The sequence below is a fragment of the Candidimonas humi genome (genome assembly GCF_019166065.1).
Classification (GTDB): Bacteria; Pseudomonadota; Gammaproteobacteria; order Burkholderiales; family Burkholderiaceae_B; genus Candidimonas; species Candidimonas humi.
Window position 1 is genome coordinate 224,395 of sequence record NZ_JAHTBN010000005.1, and the last position, 22,361, is coordinate 246,755.

The following is a 22,361-nucleotide window of genomic DNA, read 5'->3' on the forward strand; positions in this document are numbered from 1 at the left end:
TTTATGGTGTGAAAAGCATCGAGAGGATCAGGCAGCCGTGATGTTCAGCGCTTGTTTGCCCTTCGGGCCCTGGGCGATTTCGAACGCGACCTTCTGGCCTTCCTTGAGCGTCTTGAAACCGTTCATCTGTATGGAGGAAAAATGGGCGAAAAGGTCTTCGCCGCCATTATCGGGGGTGATGAAGCCGAAGCCCTTGGCATCGTTGAACCATTTGACGGTTCCGGTAAGTTTTTGCGTGTCCCCTGCGGAGGTTGCGGTTGAATCTGACATGCGGACTGCCTCTCGACTATAGTGTTGACTTGAATGCCCGGCGCGCCGGGTTTAGCCTATTTCTGTTCATGTAGCCTTCATGTTGCCTATGCTGACAAATACATGAAAACATTCAGAATATTATGATAATGCTTAATGTAACCCAAGCTGGTCAACTATGGAAAGCACTTATATAGACTTTGGCGCCACATTTTGACGATTTTTCGGTCAATTTGTGGCCTGTCTGCGCGTGCGTTGCGCCGTCCCCGGCCCAATTCGACGAGAATGCCGCTTTCGAACGCCGTTTTCCGGGCGTCGATTCCGCCGGGCGGCGAGTGCGAGGCATGGCGGCCAGTCCGGCGTTCGCCGGAGACACACGCCACGGTTTTTCCAGGTTCGCGTTTCCGGGAATTTTCGGGCTTCGGCATTCGCGCTCCAGTTATCCAGGCTTCTTAGTTTCAGTCTATGGCCATACAAACCGACAACCAGCAGGACACAGTGCTAGACCGGCAGGCGAGCAAGGTCGCGCCGCCGCCGATGTATCAAGTCGTGTTGCTGAACGACGATTACACTCCGATGGAATTCGTGGTCAGCGTATTGCAGCGGATATTCGGCAAGAACGAAGACGAGGCGGCGCGCATCATGCTGCTGGTGCACCACCAGGGCCGCGGCGTCTGCGGCGTGTACACGCGCGACATCGCCGCCACCCGGGTCGAGATGGTGCGCCAGATGGCGCGGGCGCGCCAGCATCCTTTGCAATGCATTATGGAACCGGCGCCGGATGCCTGAGTCCAATCCCCCGAAGTGGCGCGCGAATCGCGCCCGCAAGCCCGCCGCATGCGGTTTTTGATGCAATCCGGTAACACTCGGGCCGTCGCGAACAATACGCGGCCGCGAATTAGTCATAGAATAGGCTATGCCGTTTTGTTTTGTCCGCTTCGATATGTCATGGAGGAAGCGTGATTTCCGAAGAACTTGAGGTCAGCCTGCATATGGCCTTTGTCGAGGCCCGCACGGCCCGGCACGAATTCATCACCGTAGAGCACCTGCTGCTGTCGCTGCTGGACAATGCTTCCGCGGTCGAGGTTCTGCGCGCCTGCTCCGCCAACATCGACGTCTTGCGCAAGGACCTGCGCAAATTCATCACCGAGAACACACCGGTATTTCCGGGCGAAGACGAAGTGGACACCCAGCCCACTCTCGGCTTCCAGCGCGTGATCCAGCGCGCCATCATGCATGTGTCCTCGGGCAACTCGTCCAAGACCGCGGTGACCGGCGCCAATGTGCTGGTCGCCATGTACGGCGAGAAAGACTCGCACGCCGTCTACTACCTGCTGCAGCAGGGCGTGACGCGCCTGGACGTCGTCAACTATCTGTCGCACGGCATCACCAAGACGCCCGAAGAACCGCCGGCCGAACAGGCTGCCAAGCAACAGGCCGGCACCGAAGGCGAACACAAGTCCGATCAGCAGAAGTCGCCGCTGGAACTCTACGCGCTCGACCTCAACGCCGAGGCGCGCCAGGGCCGCATCGACCCGCTCATCGGCCGCGAACAGGAAGTCGAGCGCGTCATCCAGGTGCTTTGCCGGCGGCGCAAGAACAATCCGCTGCTGGTGGGCGAGGCCGGGGTGGGCAAGACCGCCATCGCCGAAGGCCTGGCGTGGCGCGTCATCCAGGGCGAGGTGCCCGACATCCTGGCGCGCGCGCAGGTCTATGCGCTCGACATGGGGGCGTTGCTGGCCGGCACCAAGTACCGCGGCGACTTCGAGCAGCGCCTGAAGGCGGTGCTCAAGTCGCTCAAAGACAATACCAACGCCATCTTGTTCATCGACGAGATCCACACGCTGATCGGCGCGGGTTCGGCCTCGGGCGGCACGCTCGATGCTTCCAACCTGCTCAAGCCGGCGCTGTCCTCGGGCCAGCTCAAGTGCCTGGGCGCCACTACCTACAACGAATACCGCGGCATCTTCGAAAAAGACCACGCGCTGGCTCGGCGCTTCCAGAAGATCGACGTGGTCGAGCCCACCGTCGAGCAGACCATCCAGATCCTGCGCGGCCTGAAGGCGCGCTTCGAGCAGCACCACGGCGTGCGCTATTCGGCTGCAGCAATCACCGCGGCGGCGGAACTGGCGGCGCGCCATATCAACGACCGCTACCTGCCGGACAAGGCCATCGACGTCATCGACGAGGCCGGCGCCGCGCAGCGCTTGCTGCCGCGCTCGCGCCAGAAGAAGCTCATCGGCAAGGCCGAAGTCCAGGCCACCGTGGCCAAGATCGCCCGCATCCCGCCGCAAAGCGTGTCCAGCGACGACCGCAACAAGCTGGCCACGCTCGAACGCGATCTCAAGACCGTGGTGTTCGGCCAGGACGCCGCCATCGGCGCGCTGGCCGGGGCCATCAAGATGGCGCGCTCCGGCCTGGGGCGCCCCGACAAGCCCATAGGCGCCTTCCTGTTTTCCGGCCCCACCGGGGTGGGCAAGACGGAAGTCGCGCGCCAGCTCGCGTTCACGCTGGGCGTCGAACTGCTGCGCTTCGACATGTCCGAATACATGGAACGCCACACGGTCTCGCGCCTGATCGGCGCGCCTCCGGGCTATGTCGGCTTCGACCAGGGCGGCTTGCTCACCGAGGCCATCAGCAAGCAGCCGCATTGCGTGCTGCTGCTCGATGAAATCGAAAAAGCGCATCCGGACGTCTTCAACATCCTGCTGCAGGTCATGGACCACGGCACGCTTACCGACAACAACGGCCGCAAGGCGGATTTCCGCAACGTCATCATCGTCATGACCACCAATGCCGGCGCCGAAACGCTGAATCGCAGTTCCATCGGCTTTACCAGCACGCCGCGCGTGGGCGACGAAATGTCGGAAATCAAGCGCATGTTCTCGCCGGAATTCCGCAACCGCCTCGACGCCATCATCGGCTTCACGCCGCTGTCGCGCGAAGTGATCCTGCGCGTGGTCGACAAGTTCCTGATGCAGCTCGAAGACCAGTTGCACGAGAAACACGTCGAAGCGGTGTTCACGCAAGAACTGCGCGATCACCTCGCCAAAGAAGGCTTCGACCCTCTCATGGGGGCCCGGCCGATGCAGCGCCTCATCCAGGACACGATCCGCCGCGCCCTGGCCGACGAGCTGCTGTTCGGCCGCCTGGTGGGCGGCGGTCACGTCACCATCGACCTCGACGAGCAGGGCAAGGTCGTACTGTTGTTCGACGATCGCCCGGCAGGCCCGGGGCGGCGCGCGGGTGTCGAACCGGAAGCCGAACTCGTCGACTGAGGCGGGCTGCTGATCGATGGTGGAACAAGGCGCGAGGCCGCGGACAGAACAAGCACCATGCCGGGACGCGGCAACGCCGTTATCGCATCGATCTGAAGCCCCCAAGGCGGTCCTGCCGCTGATCGCCTGCCCGCAATGCGCCTGCCTGCACGAACGCGCCCCGATCCCGGTCGGGGCGCAGGCGCGTTGCCGGCGCTGCGACCACGCCCTTTATCACCATAGCCGTCTTGGCCCTTCGGGCTGGCTTGCCGTGAATCTCACGGCGCTGATCGTATTCGCCCTGGCCAATTGCTTTCCCGTCGCTACGCTCAGGCTCAATGGCATGACGATCGAGGCCACGCTGCCCGACGCGCTGATCCTCACCTGGGAACAAGGTCACGAGGTCGTGGCCATGATGACGGGCCTGTTCGGTTTCGCGCTGCCGCTGGCACAATTGCTGTTCCTGCTGTGGGCGCTGGTAGAACTGTGCCTGCGCCGGGTGCCCGGAGACTTCGGCCTGGGCATGCGGGTGCTGGCCGCCGTGCCGGTATGGAGCATGATCCCGGTGCTGATGCTGGGCATATTGGTCGCGATCGTCAAGCTTTCGGGGCTCGCGACCCTGGTTGTCGGGCCGGGCCTGTGGGGTTTTGCGGGCTTGACCGTATTGATGACGACGCTGACCCGGACCGGGGCGCGGCACTTGTGGCGCGAGGCCGAGGATGCCGGGCTGGTCGAGGCCTCGGGCGCGGCGCTCGTCGCGGGCCTGCCGGTGGCTGCATGCGAATCCTGCGGTTGCGTGCAAAACCTGGAGCCCGGCCGCGCCGAGGGCAAATGCCGCCGTTGCGGTGCGGCCCTGCATCTGCGCAAACCCATCATGGCCTCGCGCGCCTGGGCTTGCGTGGCGGGGGCCGCCATCCTGTACATACCGGCCAACCTGCTGCCGGTGATGCTGCTGCGCACGCCGGCCGGCACCAGCGCCCACACCATACTGGGCGGCGTGATCGAGCTGTGGCAACTGGGCTCGTGGGATCTCGCGATCGTGGTGTTCGTGGCCAGTATCGTGGTGCCGATGACCAAGCTGTTCGCCCTGGCCTACCTGTTGCTGCACCAGCGCTGGCAGGGCGTCGAGGCGCAGCGCCAGCGCACCCGCCTGTATGAGTTCGTGGAATTCATCGGCCAGTGGTCGATGCTCGACGTGTTCGTGGTGATCCTGTTGTCGGCAATGGCGGACTTTCCCGGCTTTACGCAGGTCACCGCCGGGCCCGGCGCGGCCAGCTTCGGCCTGGTGGTGGTGCTGACCATGTTTGCGGCCATGAGTTACGATCCGCGTAGCGGCTGGGATGCGCGCAAGGCGGCCCAGGACACAGCCATGCCCGCCATCGAGGAACATCATCGCCGGGCGACTAGAGAGACAGCATGACGGAACCGAGCACACCCCCTTCCGATCCGCAGCCGCTCGCCGAGGCGGGCGGGCGCAGCGCCGAAGACGCACAGCGCGCCGCGGATGCCGGCGCCGGCGCGGATACGGCCGCGGATGGCGGCGCTGCGCTGCGCCCGCGCGTCATACCCAAGCGCCAATTGAGGATTTCCTGGATCTGGCTGATTCCCATCCTGGCCGCGGTGATCGGCCTGTCGCTGGTGGTCAGGGCATGGATGCGCATCGGGCCGGTGGTGACGATCAGCTTCGAGTCGGCCGACGGCCTGGAAGTCGGACAGACCAAGGTGCGCTACAAGGACGTGGTCATCGGCGTGGTCAAGGACATCGAGGTATCCCAGGACCGCAGCCGCGTGCTGGTCAAGGCGCAGATCAGCCGCGACAGCTCCGGCTACGTCGCACGCACGGGCACGCGTTTCTGGGTCGTGCGCCCGCGGCTCGGCATTACCGGGGTTTCCGGCCTGGGCACGCTGCTCTCGGGCGCCTACATTGCCGTCGACACGACTCATACGCAGGACGGGGCCAGCGAGGCCAGGTATTATTTCACCGGGCTGGAGAAGCCCCCCGAAGTGGCCAGCGACCGTCCGGGGCGGCGCTTCACCGTGACGGCGCCGGACCTGGGCTCGCTCGAGATAGGCTCGCCCGTGTACTACCGGCGCATCCAGGTGGGCCGCGTGGTCGGCTACGATCTCGATCCGGGCGGGCGCAAGGTGCGCATCCAGATTTTCATCGATGCGCCCAATGACAAGTTCGTGACCCGCGATGCGCGCTTCTGGAACGTCAGCGGCATCAATATATCGCTCAATGGCGATGGCCTGGCGGTGCAGACCGGCTCCCTGGCCGCCATAGTCTCGGGCGGCATTTCATTTGCGCCCGCGAGCGACGAGGATACGGCGCGGGCGCCCGCCAATGCCGTGTTCGAGCTCAAGGCCACCGAGGCCGAGGCGCTGGCCCAGCCCGACGGCCCGGCGTTCCCCATCAACTTGGTGTTCTATCAGTCGGTGCGCGGCCTCAAGGTCGGGGCCCCTGTCGATTTCCGCGGCATGGAGCTCGGCAAGGTCGAAGACATCAGCCTGGAATACCACCAGAAAGACGACGATTTCGTGGTGATGGTCAAGACCGTCGTCTATCCGTCGCGCCTGGGGGCGGCCTACGACAGCCTGTCCCAGGACAGCGCCCGCAGCGGCTACGCTCGCGGCGCCGAACTCGAGCAACTGGTCAAGAAGGGCTTGCGGGCGCAATTGCGGGTGGCCAACCTGCTGACCGGCCAGCAGTACGTGGCCCTGGATTTCTTCCCGCATGCCGCGCCGGTGAAATTCGACAAGACCGCCGAGCCGGTCGAGCTGCCCACCGTACCGGGCAATTTCGACCGCTTGCAGCAGCAATTGGGCAATATCGTGGACAAGCTGGGCTCGGTGCAATTCGGCGCCATAGGCAGCGATCTGCAAGGCTTGCTGAAGTCGCTGACGCACTTGTCCAATCGCCTGAACAGCCAGGTCGCGCCGCAGGCTACCGCGACCCTGAAGGCGGCGCAGCGCTCGCTGGGGCATGTCGATTCCCTGATGGCGCCGGATTCGGCGCTCGCCGGCAATCTGGAGCAGACCTTGCGCGAATTGCGAGCCGCGGCGAAATCCCTGCGGGCCCTGGCCGACTACCTGCAGGCTCATCCGAGCTCCATGCTGCGCGGCAATCCGGCCGACGTGCTGCCGGGGCAGTAGGGGTGTTTGAATGGAGCGACGCTTGAAGAGCTATAAACCTTTGTGCGTGGCGGTCTTCGCCGCCTTGCTGGCCGGGTGCGCCGCTCCCGCGGCGAACCAGTATTACACGCTGTCGCCCGAAGCGGGCTCGGCCGCAGCCACGGCTCCGCAAGGGCGCCTGGCCTATGCCGTCAGCGTGCAGCCGGTGACGATACCGGCCCAAGTCGACCGGCCGCAGATCGTCATCGGCGATTCGAGCCAGCCGGCGCGGCTCCAGCCTTTGAACCAGTCCTTGTGGGCGGCGCCGCTGGCCGATGAAATCCGCCATGCGCTGGCAGGCGAATTGTCGCGCCGCCTGGGCGTGCCGGACATCGCGCTGGGCACGCAGCCGCGGGGCCTGCCTGTCTGGCGGCTGGATTTCACTGTGAACCGCTACGAAATGGTGTATGCCCGCAAGGCGGTGCTGGAGGCCACGTGGCGCCTGGCCGAGTCGCGCGGCGGCCACGAAGAATCGCCGCGCGTATGCCGAGCCCGGGCCGAGGTGCCGGCGCAAGCGGGCGTGGCGTCGCTGGTGGCCGGCCAGCAACTGGCCCTGCAACGTATCGCGGCGCTGATCGCCGGCCAGATCTCGGGGCGGCACGAGACGCCTGCAAGCGGCGTACGCCTCGAAGGTTGCACCTGATAGCCGAGTAATCCAGGGCTGGTTAACCAAATTATTATAAAAGGGTTAACCCTAATATATCGACAGTTGCAACCCATGTAGCATTCCATACGCCGCCCTCCGGGGCCGGGCGCGGGTATCGCGAGCCCGGTGTCCCGTCCCGCGTTGCGGGCGGTATCTGGGAGCAGACACATGGCAAGCACTACATTGGGCGTCAAGGTCGACGAAGCCTTGCGCGAGCGGCTGCGATTGGCCGCCGAGAAAGTGGGGCGCACCCCGCACTGGCTGCACAAGCAGGCGATCCTGTCCTATGTCGATGCCATCGAACGCGGCCGCATCCCCGTGGAAATTCTCGGCGAGGCCGGTCCCGGGTCCGAAGCGCAGCAGGGCGCGGCGGCGCCCGAGCCCATACCGGTGTTCTACGAGTTCGCCCAGGAAGTGCAAGCCCAGTCGGTGCTGCGCGCCGCGATCACGGCGGCCTACCGGCGCCCCGAAACCGAGTGCGTGCCGCTGCTGCTCGACCCGGCTCGCAGCCGCCAGCCGCAAGAGGTGCGCGAGCTGGCCCTGCGCCTGGTCGCGGCCCTGCGCGGCAAGCGCAAGGGCGGCGGGGTCGAGGGCCTGATCCAGGAATTTTCGCTCTCGAGCCAGGAAGGCGTGGCGCTGATGTGCCTGGCCGAGGCCTTGCTGCGCATCCCCGACAGGGCGACCCGCGATGCGCTGATCCGCGACAAGATCAGCCGTGGCGACTGGAAGTCGCACCTGGGCGAATCGCCGTCGCTGTTCGTCAACGCCGCCACCTGGGGGCTGATGCTCACCGGCAGGCTGGTGGGCGTCAATAGCGAGCAGTCGCTGTCGCGGGCCTTGACGCGGCTTATCGGCAAGGGCGGCGAGCCGCTCATACGCAAGAGCGTGAACATTGCCATGCGCATGATGGGCGAACAGTTCGTGTCGGGGCAGACGATCTCGGCGGCCATCGCCAACGGCCGCGCGCGCGAACGCGAGGGCTTCCGTTATTCCTACGACATGCTGGGCGAGGCGGCCACTACGGCCGAGGACGCGCGGCGCTATTACGCCTCGTACGAGCAGGCGATACACGCCATCGGCAAGGCTGCGCAGGGCCGCGGCATCTACGAAGGCCCGGGCATTTCCGTCAAGTTGTCCGCGCTGCATCCGCGCTACGCACGGGCCCAGCGCGAGCGCGTCATGGCCGAACTGCTGCCGCGCCTTGCCGCCCTGGCGCGCCTGGCGCGCAGCTACGATATCGGCCTGAACATCGATGCGGAAGAGGCCGACCGGCTGGAACTGTCGCTCGACCTGCTGGAGGCCTTGTGCTTCGATCCGGACCTGGCCGGCTGGAATGGCATAGGCTTCGTCGTCCAGGCCTATCAGAAACGCGCGCCCTTCGTGATCGACTATGTCATGGACCTGGCGCGGCGCAGTTCGCACAGGCTGATGCTGCGCCTGGTCAAGGGAGCCTACTGGGACGCGGAGATCAAGCGCGCCCAGGTGGATGGGCTCGAAGGCTATCCGGTGTATACACGAAAGATCTACACCGATATCTCGTACCTGGCCTGCGCGCGCAAGCTGCTGTCCGACCCCGTGGCAGTTTTTCCGCAGTTCGCCACACACAATGCCCATACGCTGTCGGCCATCTATCACATGGCCGGGCAGAATTTCTATCCGGGCCAGTATGAATTCCAGTGCCTGCATGGCATGGGCGAGTCGCTGTACGAAGAGGTGACCGGGCCCCTGTCGCAGGGCAAGCTGAACCGGCCTTGCCGCATTTATGCGCCGGTGGGCACGCACGAGACGCTGCTGGCCTACCTGGTGCGGCGCTTGCTGGAAAACGGCGCCAATACTTCGTTCGTCAACCGGGTCGGCGACCCGGAGGTCGACATCGACGCGCTGATCGACGATCCGGTGCAGGCCGCCGAGCGCATCCATCCGCTGGGCTCTCCGCACGACAAGATTCCGCTGCCGCGCAGTCTCTATGCGCGTGCCGAGGGCCGGCTCAACTCCGCCGGCCTGGATCTCACCAACGAACAGCGGCTGGCATCGTTGTCGGCGGCGCTGCTGGCCGGCGCCGCCGCGCCGTGGCGCGCGGCGCCGATGGTGGGCGAGGGCGAAGGCGGATTCGAATGGGACGAGACCCGCGCCGCCGCGGTGCTCAATCCGGGCGACCGGCGCGATGTCGTGGGCAAGGCGATCGAGGCCGGCCCCGCCGAGATCGAAGCTGCGCTCGCCGCCGCTGCGCACGTGGCGCCCATCTGGCAGTCCACGCCGGTGGCCGAGCGCGCCCAATGCCTGCTGCGCGCGGCCCAGTTGCTCGAAGATGAAATGCAGCCGCTGCTGGGGCTGATCGTGCGCGAGGCGGGAAAATCCCTGCCCAATGCTATTTCCGAAGTGCGCGAGGCTGTGGATTTCTTGCGCTATTACGCGGGCGCGATCGAACGCACTTTTTCCAACGACACCCACCGTCCACTGGGGCCGGTGCTGTGCATCAGCCCATGGAATTTTCCGCTGGCCATCTTCACCGGGCAGGTGGCCGCGGCGCTGGCTGCGGGCAATCCGGTGCTGGCCAAGCCGGCCGAGCAAACCAGTCTGATCGCCGCGCAGGCGGTGGCGATCCTGCACCGCGCCGGGGTGCCTCGCGCTGCCGTGCAATTGCTGCCGGGGCGCGGCGAGACGGTGGGCGCGGCACTGGTCGATAGCCCGGTGGTGCGCGGCGTGATGTTCACCGGTTCGACCGAGGTCGCGCAGGGCATTAACCGCAAGCTCGCCGAGCGCCTCGACGATGCCGGCCATCCGGTGCCGCTGATTGCCGAGACGGGCGGCCAGAACGCCATGGTGGTGGACTCGTCGGCGCTGGCCGAGCAGGTCGTGTACGACGTGCTGGCCTCGGCCTTCGACTCCGCCGGGCAGCGCTGTTCGGCGCTGCGCCTGCTATGCCTGCAGGAGGACTGCGCGGATCGCGTGCTGGCCATGCTGCGCGGGGCGCTGCGCGAGTTGCAGGTGGGTCCGACCGACAAGCTCGCCACGGATGTCGGTCCGGTCATCGACGAGCCGGCGCGGGCCGCCATCGAGGCGCATGTCGAGGCGATGCGCGAGGCCGGCCTCGCCGTCGACCGGCAGGAACTCGCCGCGGCTTGCGCGCATGGTTGCTTCGTGGCCCCGACACTGGTCGAGATCGACGATGTGTCGGTATTGGGCAAGGAAGTGTTCGGGCCGGTGCTGCACGTGCTGCGCTATGCCCGCGGCGAGCTGGATGCCTTGCTGGATGGCATCAATGCGCTGGGCTACGGGCTGACCTTCGGCGTGCACACACGCATCGACGAGACGGTGGAGCGGGTCACGAACCGCATCCGCACGGGCAATCTGTACGTGAACCGCAACATCATCGGGGCCGTGGTGGGGGTGCAGCCCTTCGGCGGCGAAGGGCTGTCGGGCACCGGCCCCAAGGCGGGCGGCCCGCTGTATTTGTCGCGGTTGCTGGCGCAGCGGCCTCCGGGCCTGCCGCCAGGCTGCGAACTCGACGCCGGCGGCCGCGCCTCCATCACGCTGCCGGGCCCCACGGGAGAAAGCGACGTATACCGCCTGCAGCCGCGCGGCAGCGTGCTGTGCATCGCGGCCACCTTGGCCGGCGCGCGAGCGCAATACGAGGCCTGCCGCGCCACGGGCAACCGCATGATGCTGCTGGAAAACGGCGCGGGCCGCGAGTTCGCCGCGGAGCTGGCCGAGCATGCCAGCCCCGGCGCGACCAGGGGCGTGGCCCGGGCCTCGGATGTGGGCCAGGCAGCGCGTGGCGCTGCCGTGGGTGTGGACAGTCGCGGCGACCGGCCAGTGCGCCTCGTGGCCGACGGCGAGATCGATCGCGGCGCGTACCACGCAGTGCTGTTCGAGGGTGATGGCGATGCGCTGCGCGAGTTGAACCGGAGAGTGGCCGCGCGCGGCGGCCCCATCGTGGGCGTGCAGGGCTTGAGCAGCGACGAGATCGCCGCCGGGCGGCAGTATGTGCAGGATCGCCTGCTGCGCGAGGTGTCGCTCAGCATCAATACCGCCGCCGCCGGCGGCAATGCCAGCCTGATGATGGTGGGTTGAAAACGGGAGAGGGGCCCGGGGCTTGGTCACACTAAAAGGGGCACCCCTTTTATTTAGTGTGAACAGGCCCTAGTTGCGGCCGGTGCTGCCGAAGCCGCCGGTGCCGCGCTCGGTCTCGGTGGAAAATTCGTCCACGTACTGCAGCATGACCTGGATCACGGGCTGGAACATCAGCTGGGCGATGCGTTCGCCGGGCTGCACCGTGTAGGTTTCTGCGCCGTCATTGGCCAGGATGACGCCGATTTCGCCGTGGTAGTCGGCGTCGATGACCCCTATGCCCTGGGCGACCCGGACACCGTGCTTCAGCGACAGGCCGGAGCGCGAGGCCACGATGGCCACCAGGCCGGGATCCATCATATTGATGGCGATGCCGGTCTTCACCAGGCAGCGGCCGCCTGGCTGCAAGGCTACGGGATCTTCGATGCAGGCCCTGAGGTCCATGGCCGCCGAGCCGTCCGTGGCGTAGGACGGCGGCTCGATTTTCGTGCCGAGCAAGGGGTTGACCACTCGGGCCTCGATGCGTCTAAACATATGCGTTCCTTATTGATGGCGCGGTGGCGCGGGCCTGGCGGCTGGGGCTGTGTACGGATCTCTACATGGCGGATGCCGCCGCAATGATATCTCGATTGCCGGCCTCGTGCCGCCGCGGGCTGGCTGCGTTTCGGCCTGCATGCTCGATTTAAATATATATTTACAATACATATTTAAGGGCGTAGACTTTCCCCACGATCGCAACGGTCCGCAGCTCCGCATACGCATGTGTCCATGCGCTTGCGGGGCTGCGGGCAGCACGGGACGCCGTGGCCGCGGGGCGCACCATCCGCCCTATATACCCTCTAGTCAAGGAACCTGAAATGCCCAGTACTTCTGACGCAGCCGTCGACGTCGTCGACGTGCGCACTCTCATACCGCCCCAGCGCCACGCGAAGATATTCCAGCTCGTGGGGCAGTTGCAGCCCGGCAAGTCCTTCATCCTGGTCAACGACCACGATCCCAAGCCGCTGTACTACCAGCTCGAGGCCGAGCATCCCAAGCAGTTCTCCTGGGAATACCTGGAACGCGGCCCGCAAGTCTGGCGCGTCGAGATCGGCAAGCTGTAGGCGGCGCCGGGCCCGGCGCCTCGTCCACTGGTTTCTGTGGCGGGCCTGCCCGCGCAAAAAGGCATCGCACTCCTTTTGGCGCGAGCGCACGCCGATCGGGCGGGACGCGGGGCTGCCGGGCTGCCGCACCGGTATAAGGGAAATCCAAATGAACAATATCGCCCTGTCGCGCTGGACCATGTCGTACTTCGTGACGTCCTTGGCGGCGTTCGCGATTGCGCAGGCGCTGATGGTGCTGGGCTACGGCTTTCCGCAAGCCGCCGCTGCGGCTCCGGCCACCCTGGCTCTCGTGCACATCGTGGCGCTGGGCTGGCTCAGCCTGCTGCTGTGCGGCGCGCTGTTCCAGTTCGTGCCGGTGCTGACCGCGCATCCGCTACACAGCAATTCATTGCCGCTGCCCACGCTCTGTTGCCTGATTGCCGGCACGCTGGCGCTGGTTTGCGGCTTCCTGCAATTGGCGGGCGATATACATACGGGGCCGCCTTGCTTCGTCTTCGCGGCCGTGCTGCTGGCAGCGGGTTTCGGCCTGGTGCTGTGGAACCTGGGGCGCACGCTGTGGGCGGCCAGGCCCTTGTCGGTGCCGGCAAGATTCGTCGCGGCGGGGCTGGCCTGTTTGCTGGCGGTGCTGGCCCTGGGCATCGTCTTCGCCTTGGTGCTGGGCGGCGCCCTGACATACGGGCCCGCGTTGCGGCTGGTGCATGCGGGGCTTGCCGTGCATATTGCCGCGGGCCTGGGCGGCTGGCTCACCTTTACGGCCATGGGCGTCAGTTATCGTTTGCTGGCCATGTTCATGCTGGCTCCCGAATTGGACGGGCGCGGCACGCGCCTGGGGCTTGCGCTGGGCTGCGGTGCGCTGGCCGTCGCCATCGTCGGCGGCGTCGCGGCCATAGGCATGGGCGTGCGCACAAGCCGGGTGCTGCTGATTGCAGGCGCCTTGGCCCTGGCCTGCCTGGTCTTCTACGGCAAGGACATGGTGCACCTGTATCGCGCCAGGAAACGCCGCAAGATCGAGCTCAACAGCAAGATGGCGATGCTGGCCCAGGCCTCGCTGGCCGCGGCGGTAGTGCTGTTTCTGTTGTCGCTGGCGCTGGGCCGGCTCGGGCAATTGCTGCCCGCGCTCGTGTACTTGCTGGCATTCGGCTGGCTGTCGGGCCTGGGCCTGGCCAAGCTCTACAAGATCGTGCCGTTTCTCACCTGGCTCGAATGCTATGGTCCTGTGCTGGGAAAAAAACCGACTCCGCGCGTCCAAGACCTGGTGACGGAGCAGGGCGCGCGCAAGTGGTTCCTGCTGTATTTCGCCGCGGTCTGGCTGGGCAGCGCCATACTGCTGGCCGGTTTCGCCCCGCTGTTTCGCATAAGCGCCGCAGCGGCGCTGTTCGCCAGCGGCGGCATTGCCTTCCATTTGCTGCGTGCCCGGCTGCTGCTGGATGTCAAGCCCGAACTGCGCCTGCCCGACGGCGTGCGCAAGCCGAACATTCTGTATTCCTTTTCTCCCAAGGCCTCTTTGCGCTGAATGTGGTGCAGCACCCCATTCAGGGCGGACGGCCCTGGTCTTTGAACGGAGATGACGTTGAACAAACTTATCGAATATGTCGAACTCGATGTGCGCCCGATCCTGCGCGCCGGCGGTGAGCCGTTCGAGAAAATCATGGAGGCAGTAGCGTCTCTTGCCCCCGGCAAGGGCCTGCGCCTGTTTGCCACCTTCAAGCCTACGCCGCTGTTCCATGTGCTGGGCGCCAAGGGCTATGCCCATGTGGAAAAGCCCCTGGAAGGCGGCGACTGGGAGATCGAGTTCTATCCGGACGGCGCGGCCCAGGCCGCGGGCGCCGTTGCGAACGGGTCGCCGCAAGCGGCGTCGGGCCAGGACTGGCCCGAGCCGGCGCACAGCATGGACGTGCGCGAGCTGGATCCCCCCGAGCCCATGGTGAACATCCTGGCGAAGATCGAAGGCATGGCCGACGGCCAGGTCCTGTCGGCCTTGCTGAATCGCGAACCGCTGTTCCTGCTGCCCGAACTGGCCAAGCGCGGCCATCAGTGGCGCGGAGGCTTCGAAGCCGACACTTATAAGCTGCTGGTGCGAGTGGGCGCCGCACACGAGGAGGCCGCATGAGCACGCCCGAACACGATGCATCCGCGCATGAGGCGCCTGGCGCGGGGCCGGCCGCAGCCTCCGGCACGGCGGCGGATGCGGCTGGAGCCGCTACCGCCGGAACCGGCGCTCCAGGAACCGAGGCTTCCGGAACCGATGCGGCGGCCGACGCGCTGATCGAACAGGTCAGGCTGGCCTTGCACCAGGTCATCGATCCCGAGCTGGGCTACAACATCGTCGACCTGGGGCTGGTCTACGGCATCACCGTAGAAGAGGGCGACCATGTTCACGTCTCCATGACGACCACGACGCGCGGCTGCCCGGCTACCAATTACTTGATGGAAGGCGCAAGCAATTGCGCTATCGCGGTGGACGGAGTGGAAGAGGTCGCCGTCGAACTGACCTACGATCCGCCCTGGAATCCCGGCATGGCAAGCCGCGCGGCCAAGCAGCACCTGGGCATAGACGAAAGGGCGGCCTGGTCCTGATGGGCGCGGACAAGATTGCGGCGCCCTCGTCGGTGTCTGCGTCGGCGTTGCCATCATCGGCATCGGCTGAGCTTGAGGAATCCACAACAGACAGGGGATCGGCATCGGCTGCGAAACCCGCAGCGCTTGCCGGTTCTGCGCCGGCTTTAGCTCCCGCCTTACCGCCGACGTCGGCATTAGCTCCGCCGTCGGCGCCCAGCATCGGAGCGCCCCTGGACGAGACCTTGTGCGGTCTGCTGCTGGATGGCCTGGGTGCGCTTGCCGATGCGGGCGGCGTCGAAAAGGCCTGCCGGCTTGCGGGGCATGCCTACGTGACGCTCAGGCATGAAAACCCACAGCAAGCGCGCCGCTTCGATGTATTGCTGCATCGCCTGAGCCGGCGCCTGGACTGGTAGCCGTTGGTAGCTGCCTGCAGCCGCCCGCACGCCTCAGTGCTTCTGCCTGGACACGAAACGGATCGGCGCTTCCTTGTTCAAGGCGCGCACCAGGGAGCGGCGTTGCACCAGCAGGTCGGCCAATGTGTAGCCGTCCAGGTAATCGAAATAGGCTTCGAGGGCCCCGCCCAGGATGCCGCGCAGGCCGCAGGCCGCCGTGATCAGGCATTGGTTGTTCTTGTCGTCGAAGCATTCGACGATATGGAAATCCGGCTCCATGGAGCGGATCACCTCGCCCACATTGATTTCTTCCGGCGCCATCGCCAGCTTCAGGCCGCCCGCGCGGCCCCGGACCGTCGTCAGGTAGCCCGAACGGCTCAGCGCGTGGACGACCTTGACCAGGTGGTTGCGCTGGATATCGAAGGTACTGGCGATTTCCTGCACAGTCACCAGTTCGTCTGGCCGCAACGCCGCGTAGATCAGGACACGCAGGCTGTAATCGGCGAAATCGGTCAGTTTCATAGTGCGATGGCGGATAGGGGACCGGCCGCCGCGGTGTCGCCGCGTGGCCGCCGCATCAATGATGCATTATAAATACATAAATTGGTAGCGATAATTCCCGTCGCGGCGCGCCGTGCGCCCTGCGGCCCGACGGGCGATTGGGCGCCATGCGCCGTCACGGCTTCGCTGGCGCACTCGGCGCCTGGATCCGGCGCCTAGTATTCGATGTGCTCGGGAAATGATTTCTTGGGGTCTTGCGGGCGCATGCGAGGATTGCGCGCCGCCTTGCCCATGGCCAGCAACAGCCGCGCGGCGATGAGCGCGAAGCCCGCGGGCAGCCATTCGTCCATGTGGCCGGACCGGGCATGCCAGGCCTGGATGCCCAGCCGCAGCGCCAAGAAAAACAGCACCCAGGCGGCGATGATCAGCAGCAGGCCGATAAAGCGCGGAGCCCGCGCGGGCGGTTCGGCCTGTTGCGCTACGGGCGATGCCGGTATGTCGCCGCCGGTTGCGGCGGACCCGCCGGCGCTTTCGGCGCCGCGGCTTTTTTGCGATTCGGCCTCGGCTTGCCGGGCCGCTGCGGACGGCTGGGTCCGGTTCGAGTCGCCCAATTTCTGTACGTATGAGGCATAGTCCCCGTCGCCGGGGCCTTCGTATCGGTTCGAGTCGTTCATCTTCGTGTTCTCGCGGCCTGCGCCGTCTCAGTGCCGCGGCCGGGCGCGGTCGAGCCGCTCGGCGATCTCACGTACCAGGCGGCGCGCGGCCTCCATCTTGGGCAGGACCGGCAATTCGGCATGGCCCTGCGCATCGAACAGCACCAGTTGCGTGGTCTCGGTATTCATGGAGTGTTGCGCCAGATTGCCCACCAGCAGCGGCACGCCCTTGCGTTCGCGCTTGGCGCGCGCGTGTTCATGCAGGTTTTCGGTTTCGGCCGCAAAGCCCACGCACCAGGGGCCGTCGGGCAGGCGGGCGACGTCTGCCAGGATGTCGGGGTTGGGCGCAAACCGCAGTTCGGGAGCGCCGCCGCCGGTGGTCTTTTTCAGCTTGCTGTCCGAGGCATTGGCCACGTGCCAGTCGGCAACGGCCGCCACGGCAATGAAGAGGTCGGCGCCGCGCACCGCCTGCATCACGGCGGCATGCATCTGCCTTGCGCTTTCCACGTCGATGCGCGCCACGCCCTGGGGTGGTGCGAGCAGCGTCGGCCCCGACACCAACGTGACTTCGGCGCCCGCTTCGCGCGCGGCCCGGGCCAGCGCATAGCCGGTCTTGCCGGACGACCGGTTGCTGATGATCCGTACCGGATCTATCGGTTCGGCGGTGGGGCCGGCGGTGATGACCACGCGCCGGCCGGCCAGGGCCTTGGGCTGGAAGAAGGCGATGAGCTCGGCCAGGATTTCGCCGGGCTCGAGCATGCGGCCGCTGCCGGTTTCGCCGCAGGCCTGGCTGCCTTCGGCCGGGCCGAGAATGGCGACGCCATCGGCGCGCAACTGGGCGATATTGCGCTGTGTGGCCGGGTGCAGCCACATTTCCCGGTTCATGGCCGGCGCCACCAGCAGGGGACAGTTGCCGCGCGCCACGCATAGGGTGGCCAGCAGGTCGTCGGCCATGCCGTGGGCCAGCCTGGCAATGAAATCGGTGCTGGCCGGGGCGATCAGGATGGCATCGGCGCCGCGGGTCAGGTTGATGTGCGCCATGCTGTTGGGCACGCGCGCATCGAAGGTGTCCAGGTAGACGGCGCGCCCCGACAACGCCTGCATGGTGGTGAGGGTGATGAACTGCGTCGCGGCGGCCGTCATGACCACGTCGATCGCGGCCCCTTCGTCCTGCGCGCGGCGCAATAATTCGGCGCTCTTGTAGCAGGCGATGCCGCCGGTCAGTCCCAGGACGATGCGTTTGTCTGCGAGGTCTTGTGTCACGAAGCTTGTTCTCCGCTGGCGGATATCCAGTGTGGCCGATGCGCCGGGCCGCTACCGCGTGCCGCTGCCTCGGGCGGCCGGCCTGGCCTGCTCGATCAGGCGAGCGCGCAGGCCGCCGCTAGGCCGATCATAACCTGCGGCGACGGCGTTCGCGCCCCACGCGCAGCAGCTCGTCCAGTATCAGCAGGATCGCGCCGCAGGTGATTGCGACGTCGGCGATGTTGAAGGCGGGGAAATACCAGTCGCGCCAATAGAACAGCAGGAAGTCGACGACGTGGCCGTGCTGGATGCGGTCCACCACATTGCCCACCGCGCCGCCCAGGATCGCGGTAAGCGATGAGCAGAACAGCGGCTGGCCGGAGTCGCGCCGCAGCAGGTTGACGATCAGCGCCGCCGCGCCGATGGCGATGGCGGTGAACAGCCAGCGCTGCCAGCCCTGGCCCTCGGCGAGGAAGCTGAAGGCTGCGCCGCTGTTGTGCAGCAGCGTGAAATCGAAGAAGGGCAGTACGTGCAGGCGCTCGCCGTAGTGCAGGTGCGAGTCGAAGTAGGCCTTGGCCGCCTGGTCCAGCAGCACGATCAGCACGGCCGCGCCGAGCCAGGCCCAGAAGCGCCAGGCTCGGTCGCGGGGCGTGCGCGCCGCGCGGCCTGCCGTACCGGCGTCGCGGCCAGCTTCGCGCGCTTCAGGCATGGTGCCGCACTTCGCCGTGGCCGAACAGATTGTCCACGCAACGCCCGCAGAGCTCGGGGTGCTCGGGGTCGTGGCCTACGTCGGCGCGGTGGTGCCAGCAGCGTTCGCACTTCTTGTGCGTGGTGGGGCTGACCTCGATGCGCAGGTCCTGGGCCGATTCGTGCAGCGTGGCGCGCGAGACGATGAGCACGAAGCGCAGGTCGTCGTCCAGCGAGGCCAGCATGCGGTGATCGTCGCCCGCGGCGTAGATGTCCAGTTCGGCGGCCAGCGAGGAGCCGACCAGGCCGGCGCTGCGCACTTCTTCTATCTTGCGCAAGGCCTCGGCGCGTATCTCGCGCAGGCGGCCCCATTTGTCGAGCAGCACCTGGGCGTCGACCTGCGCGGGCAGCGCATGGAAGAGCTCGGTGAAGATGCTGACGACCTTGGTGTTGGCGTGCAGGTCGGCCCAGGCCTCTTCGGCGGTGAAGGACAGAATGGGCGCCAGCAGCTTGAGCAGCGCGTGCGCCACGTGATAGAGCGCGGTCTGCGCCGAGCGGCGCGCTGCGCTCGTGCGGCCGGTGGTATAGAGGCGGTCCTTGAGCACATCCAGGTAGAAGGCGCCCAGGTCTTCGGAGCAGAACACCTGCAGGCGCGCCACGGCCGGGTGGAATTCATAGCGCTCGTAGTTGGCCAGCACCTCGGCCTGCATGCGCGCGGTCATGGCCAGCGCATAGCGGTCGATCTCGAACATGTGCTCCAGGGGCAGGGCATCGGCCACGGGATCGAAGTCGCTCAGGTTGCCCAGCAGGAACTTGAGCGTGTTGCGGATGCGGCGGTAGCCTTCGACCACGCGCTTGAGAATCTCGTCCGAGATCGACAGTTCGCCCGAATAGTCGGTGGAGGCCGTCCACAGGCGCAGGATCTCGGCGCCGAGGGAGTCCGAGACTTTCTGCGGCGCCACCACATTGCCCACGGATTTGCTCATCTTGCGGCCCTGGCCGTCGACCACGAAACCGTGCGTGAGCAAAGCCTTGTAGGGCGGACGGCCGTACAGCATGCAACTGGTGAGCAGCGAGGAATGGAACCACCCGCGGTGCTGGTCGGAACCTTCCAGGTACAGGTCGGCGGGCCATTGCAGCAGGTCGGCGTGCGAGCCTTTCAGGTCGTGGTCGCGCCCGCCCATGACCGTGGCGTGCGTGCTGCCCGAATCGAACCAGACGTCGAGCGTGTCGGGGTTCTTGATGTATTGGTCGGCTTCGTCGCCCAGCAGTTCGCGCGGGTCGAGCGACTGCCAGGCCTCGATGCCGTGCTTTTCGACGCGCTGCGCCACTTGTTCGAGCAATTCGACGGTGCGCGGATGCAGTTCGCCGGTTTCCTTGTGCACGAAGAAGGCCATGGGCACGCCCCACTGGCGCTGGCGCGACAGGGTCCAGTCGGGGCGGTTGGCGATCATGGCGTGCAGCCGTGCGCGGCCCCAGGCGGGATAGAAGGCGGTCTGTTCTATGCCTTCCAGCGCGGCCTCGCGCAGCGATTTGCCCGAACGGGGCAGCCGGTCCATGCCGGCGAACCACTGGCTGGTGGCGCGGTAGATGATCGGCGTCTTGTGGCGCCAGCAGTGCATGTAGCTGTGCCGGTGTTGTTCCACCTTGAGCAGGTTGCCGGCCGCCTGCAGGGTTTCGACGATCTTGGGGTTGGCCTTCCAGATCATCATGCCGCCGAAAAGCGGCAGGCTCGGGACGTAGTGGCCGTCACCCATCACGGGGTTGATGATCTGCTCGTCGGCCAGGCCGTGCGCCTTGCACGACACGAAGTCTTCGACGCCATAGGCGGGCGAAGAGTGCACCACGCCGGTGCCGGCTTCGAGCGTGACGTAGTCGCCCAGGTAGACGGGCGACATGCGGCGGTAGCCCGGGTCGACGTCATGCAGCGGATGCTTGAATTCGAGATTGGCCAGGGCGCTGCCCTTGGCCGTGGCGAGAATGCTGCCGCTCAGGCCCCATTGTTCCAGGCAGGATTGCACCAGGTCCTTGGCCAGCAGCAGGCAGCGCCCGGTGGCGCGCGGCTCGTCCAGCAGCACCAGGGCGTAGTCGATGTCCGGGTGCACGTTCAGCGCCTGGTTGGCGGGCAGGGTCCAGGGCGTGGTGGTCCAGATGACGATGGCGCCGTCTTCGACGGCGGCCAGGCCGAACGCGTGCGCCAGCTTCTCGCGGTTGCCGAAGCGCAGCGCCACGTAGACGGCCGGATCGGTGCGATCGGCGTATTCCACCTCGGCCTCGGCCAGGGCGGAACCGCAGTCGAAGCACCAGTTCACCGGCTTGAGCCCGCGGTACACATAGCCCTTGTCCATGATGCGCGCCAGCACCCGCAGCTCGTCGGCCTCGTTGCCGAAGTTCATCGTCAGGTAGGGGTGGTCCCAGTCGGCCAGCACGCCCAGGCGCTTGAAATCCTTGCGCTGGCGGTCGATCTGCTCGAGCGCATAGGCGCGCGCCTTGGACTGCACCTCGGCCACCGGCAGGTTCTTGCCGTATTTCTTTTCGATCTGGATCTCGATGGGCATGCCGTGGCAGTCCCAGCCCGGCACGTATTGCGCGTCATAGCCGGCCATGGCGCGGCTCTTGACGATGATGTCCTTCAAGATCTTGTTGACCGCGTGGCCGATGTGGATGTCGCCATTGGCGTAGGGCGGGCCGTCGTGCAGCACGAACTTGGGCCGGCCCCGGCTGGCCTCGCGTATCGCGGCATAGACTTTGTTTTCTTCCCAGTCGGCGATCCACGTCGGCTCCCGCTTGGCGAGGTCGCCGCGCATGGGAAATGGGGTGTCGGGCAGATTGAGAGTGTTTCTATAGTCCATGGACGGCGAAATAGTCGCGAGCGCTGCGCGCATCTTTTTCGATCGCGGCAGTCAGAGTGGGTAAGTCGGGAAATTTTTCCTCGTCCCGCAGAAATTCGAGGAATTCGATGCGTGTGAGTTTACCGTATGCGTCGATGCGGCAGTCCAGCAGATGCACTTCCAGCATGACCTGGCCGCCGCCGGCGATGGTGGGGCGCACCCCCAGGCTGGCCACTCCGGGCAGCGGCGCCTCGGCCAGCCCGTGGGCGCGCACGACGTAGATGCCCGAGCGTACCGCGCACAGCGGCGGCACGCGCAGGTTCAGCGTGGGAAACCCCAGGGTGCGCCCGAGTTTCTGGCCGTGCACCACGTGGCCGCTGATGTGATAGGTATGGCCGAGCAAGTGTTCGGCGCGGCCCAGGTCTCCCACCGCCAGCGCGGTGCGTACCTCGGAACTGGAAATGCGGTGGCCGTGCTCGTCGGCCACGTCGGCGATGGTCTCGACCTGGAAGCCGTGGCGCGCGCCCATGGCTCGCAGCAGCGCGATGTCGCCGGCACGCTTGTGGCCGTAGCGGAAATCCTCGCCCACCAGCAGCCAGCGGGTGTTCAGGCCGCGCAGCAGCAGTTGCTCGATGAAGTCCTCGGCCGACATGTCGGCCAGGCGCTGGTTGAAGCGTTCCAGCGCGACCTGTTCTATGCCGTGCCGGGCCAGCGCGCACATCTTGTCGCGCAGGCTGCTGATCTGGGTGGGGATGAGTTCGGGGCGATGGCCCTTGCCGGCGAAATAGGCGCGCGGGTGCGGCTCGAAGGTCATCACCGTGGGCGCCAGGCCCTGGGCGCGGGCATGGCCGGCCACGCGCGCCAGGATCGCCTGGTGGCCGCGATGCACGCCGTCGAAATTGCCTATCGTCACGGCGCTCGGACGGTCGGAGTCGAAGCGCGGCAGGCAGCGGTAGATACGGGGAGAAGGATTCACAGACGAGAGTTTACAATTTTGGA

At 66.3% G+C, this 22,361-nt stretch carries 19 protein-coding genes; 11 read left to right on the top strand and 8 right to left on the bottom strand.

The features are described from left to right. Positions 1–27: 27 nt before the first annotated feature. Entirely contained in the window at positions 28–270 is a 243-nt protein-coding gene (locus KVP10_RS13830) for a cold-shock protein (RefSeq protein ID WP_088606076.1), read from the bottom strand. Positions 271–714: 444 nt separating this feature from the next. Here KVP10_RS13830 and clpS point away from each other — a divergent pair, with 444 nt between their 5' ends. The 6 genes from clpS to putA all read left to right on the top strand — a co-directional run bounded on the left by clpS (position 715) and on the right by putA (position 11,397). After that, positions 715–1,038, top strand: a complete 324-nt coding sequence (gene clpS / locus KVP10_RS13835) for an ATP-dependent Clp protease adapter ClpS (RefSeq protein WP_217965182.1) — start codon at positions 715–717, stop codon at positions 1,036–1,038. 170 nt (positions 1,039–1,208) lie between these two features. Beyond that, entirely contained in the window at positions 1,209–3,527 is a 2,319-nt protein-coding gene (gene clpA, locus KVP10_RS13840; protein ID WP_217965183.1) for an ATP-dependent Clp protease ATP-binding subunit ClpA, read from the top strand. 250 nt (positions 3,528–3,777) lie between these two features. After that, entirely contained in the window at positions 3,778–4,926 is a 1,149-nt protein-coding gene (locus KVP10_RS13845; RefSeq protein WP_343218741.1) for a paraquat-inducible protein A, read from the top strand. After that, positions 4,923–6,659 carry a PqiB family protein gene (locus tag KVP10_RS13850; protein ID WP_217965185.1) on the top strand — a complete coding sequence of 579 codons (1,737 nt, stop codon included), beginning with the start codon at positions 4,923–4,925 and terminating at the stop codon, positions 6,657–6,659. The genes KVP10_RS13845 and KVP10_RS13850 overlap by 4 nt, the downstream gene beginning before the upstream one ends. A 22-nt stretch (positions 6,660–6,681) precedes the next feature. Continuing rightward, a complete protein-coding gene (locus tag KVP10_RS13855) occupies positions 6,682–7,320 on the top strand; it encodes a PqiC family protein (protein WP_217965186.1) in 639 nt (212 codons plus the stop codon). A gap of 171 nt (positions 7,321–7,491) precedes the next feature. After that, on the top strand, positions 7,492–11,397 hold the full coding sequence (gene putA / locus KVP10_RS13860; protein WP_217965187.1) for a trifunctional transcriptional regulator/proline dehydrogenase/L-glutamate gamma-semialdehyde dehydrogenase: 3,906 nt from the start codon (positions 7,492–7,494) through the stop codon (positions 11,395–11,397). A 69-nt stretch (positions 11,398–11,466) separates the two neighbouring features. Here putA and dut read toward each other — a convergent pair whose 3' ends face one another. Continuing rightward, a complete protein-coding gene (gene dut, locus KVP10_RS13865) occupies positions 11,467–11,928 on the bottom strand; it encodes a dUTP diphosphatase (protein WP_217965188.1) in 462 nt (153 codons plus the stop codon). Between the two features lie 323 nt (positions 11,929–12,251). Between dut and KVP10_RS13870 the strand changes: the two genes are divergently transcribed. The 5 genes from KVP10_RS13870 to KVP10_RS13890 all read left to right on the top strand — a co-directional run bounded on the left by KVP10_RS13870 (position 12,252) and on the right by KVP10_RS13890 (position 15,469). Then, entirely contained in the window at positions 12,252–12,497 is a 246-nt protein-coding gene (locus KVP10_RS13870) for a DUF2249 domain-containing protein (protein WP_217965189.1), read from the top strand. Positions 12,498–12,645: 148 nt separating this feature from the next. Continuing rightward, positions 12,646–14,010: a hypothetical protein gene (locus KVP10_RS13875; protein ID WP_217965190.1), complete on the top strand. Its 1,365-nt coding sequence runs from the start codon at positions 12,646–12,648 to the stop codon at positions 14,008–14,010. Positions 14,011–14,067: 57 nt separating this feature from the next. Further along, positions 14,068–14,607 (top strand): DUF2249 domain-containing protein, encoded by a 540-nt coding sequence (locus KVP10_RS13880; RefSeq protein ID WP_217965191.1) that lies wholly within the window; start codon positions 14,068–14,070, stop codon positions 14,605–14,607. Then, positions 14,604–15,074 carry a metal-sulfur cluster assembly factor gene (locus tag KVP10_RS13885; RefSeq protein WP_217965192.1) on the top strand — a complete coding sequence of 157 codons (471 nt, stop codon included), beginning with the start codon at positions 14,604–14,606 and terminating at the stop codon, positions 15,072–15,074. The genes KVP10_RS13880 and KVP10_RS13885 overlap by 4 nt, the downstream gene beginning before the upstream one ends. A gap of 224 nt (positions 15,075–15,298) precedes the next feature. After that, entirely contained in the window at positions 15,299–15,469 is a 171-nt protein-coding gene (locus KVP10_RS13890; RefSeq protein WP_217965193.1) for a hypothetical protein, read from the top strand. A 33-nt stretch (positions 15,470–15,502) separates the two neighbouring features. On the opposite strand, the gene KVP10_RS13895 is transcribed toward KVP10_RS13890, so the two are convergent. The 6 genes from KVP10_RS13895 to KVP10_RS13920 form a co-directional block, all read right to left on the bottom strand. Beyond that, entirely contained in the window at positions 15,503–15,970 is a 468-nt protein-coding gene (locus KVP10_RS13895) for an RrF2 family transcriptional regulator (RefSeq protein WP_217965194.1), read from the bottom strand. A 194-nt stretch (positions 15,971–16,164) separates the two neighbouring features. Next, a complete protein-coding gene (locus tag KVP10_RS13900; protein ID WP_217965195.1) occupies positions 16,165–16,623 on the bottom strand; it encodes a hypothetical protein in 459 nt (152 codons plus the stop codon). 27 nt (positions 16,624–16,650) lie between these two features. Then, on the bottom strand, positions 16,651–17,865 hold the full coding sequence (gene coaBC / locus KVP10_RS13905) for a bifunctional phosphopantothenoylcysteine decarboxylase/phosphopantothenate--cysteine ligase CoaBC (protein ID WP_217965196.1): 1,215 nt from the start codon (positions 17,863–17,865) through the stop codon (positions 16,651–16,653). Positions 17,866–17,992: 127 nt separating this feature from the next. After that, positions 17,993–18,553: a signal peptidase II gene (gene lspA / locus KVP10_RS13910; RefSeq protein WP_217965197.1), complete on the bottom strand. Its 561-nt coding sequence runs from the start codon at positions 18,551–18,553 to the stop codon at positions 17,993–17,995. Continuing rightward, positions 18,546–21,383, bottom strand: a complete 2,838-nt coding sequence (gene ileS, locus KVP10_RS13915) for an isoleucine--tRNA ligase (protein WP_217965198.1) — start codon at positions 21,381–21,383, stop codon at positions 18,546–18,548. The genes lspA and ileS overlap by 8 nt, the downstream gene beginning before the upstream one ends. Further along, complete coding sequence (locus tag KVP10_RS13920; RefSeq protein WP_217965199.1) at positions 21,373–22,338, bottom strand: bifunctional riboflavin kinase/FAD synthetase; 966 nt, start codon at positions 22,336–22,338, stop codon at positions 21,373–21,375. Before KVP10_RS13920 ends, ileS begins: the two co-directional genes overlap by 11 nt. Positions 22,339–22,361 lie beyond the last annotated feature (23 nt).

Excerpts from the sequence above, each read along its gene's own strand:
- KVP10_RS13870 (WP_217965189.1), top strand. The coding sequence starts at position 12,252 with ATGCCCAGTACTTCTGACGCAGCCGTCGACGTCGTCGACGTGCGCACT.
- lspA (WP_217965197.1), bottom strand. The coding sequence starts at position 18,553 with ATGCCTGAAGCGCGCGAAGCTGGCCGCGACGCCGGTACGGCAGGCCGC.
- putA (WP_217965187.1), top strand. The coding sequence starts at position 7,492 with ATGGCAAGCACTACATTGGGCGTCAAGGTCGACGAAGCCTTGCGCGAG.
- clpS (WP_217965182.1), top strand. The coding sequence starts at position 715 with ATGGCCATACAAACCGACAACCAGCAGGACACAGTGCTAGACCGGCAG.
- ileS (WP_217965198.1), bottom strand. The coding sequence starts at position 21,383 with ATGGACTATAGAAACACTCTCAATCTGCCCGACACCCCATTTCCCATG.
- KVP10_RS13900 (WP_217965195.1), bottom strand. The coding sequence starts at position 16,623 with ATGAACGACTCGAACCGATACGAAGGCCCCGGCGACGGGGACTATGCC.
- KVP10_RS13830 (WP_088606076.1), bottom strand. The coding sequence starts at position 270 with ATGTCAGATTCAACCGCAACCTCCGCAGGGGACACGCAAAAACTTACC.
- KVP10_RS13885 (WP_217965192.1), top strand. The coding sequence starts at position 14,604 with ATGAGCACGCCCGAACACGATGCATCCGCGCATGAGGCGCCTGGCGCG.
- KVP10_RS13850 (WP_217965185.1), top strand. The coding sequence starts at position 4,923 with ATGACGGAACCGAGCACACCCCCTTCCGATCCGCAGCCGCTCGCCGAG.
- KVP10_RS13875 (WP_217965190.1), top strand. The coding sequence starts at position 12,646 with ATGAACAATATCGCCCTGTCGCGCTGGACCATGTCGTACTTCGTGACG.
- dut (WP_217965188.1), bottom strand. The coding sequence starts at position 11,928 with ATGTTTAGACGCATCGAGGCCCGAGTGGTCAACCCCTTGCTCGGCACG.
- KVP10_RS13895 (WP_217965194.1), bottom strand. The coding sequence starts at position 15,970 with ATGAAACTGACCGATTTCGCCGATTACAGCCTGCGTGTCCTGATCTAC.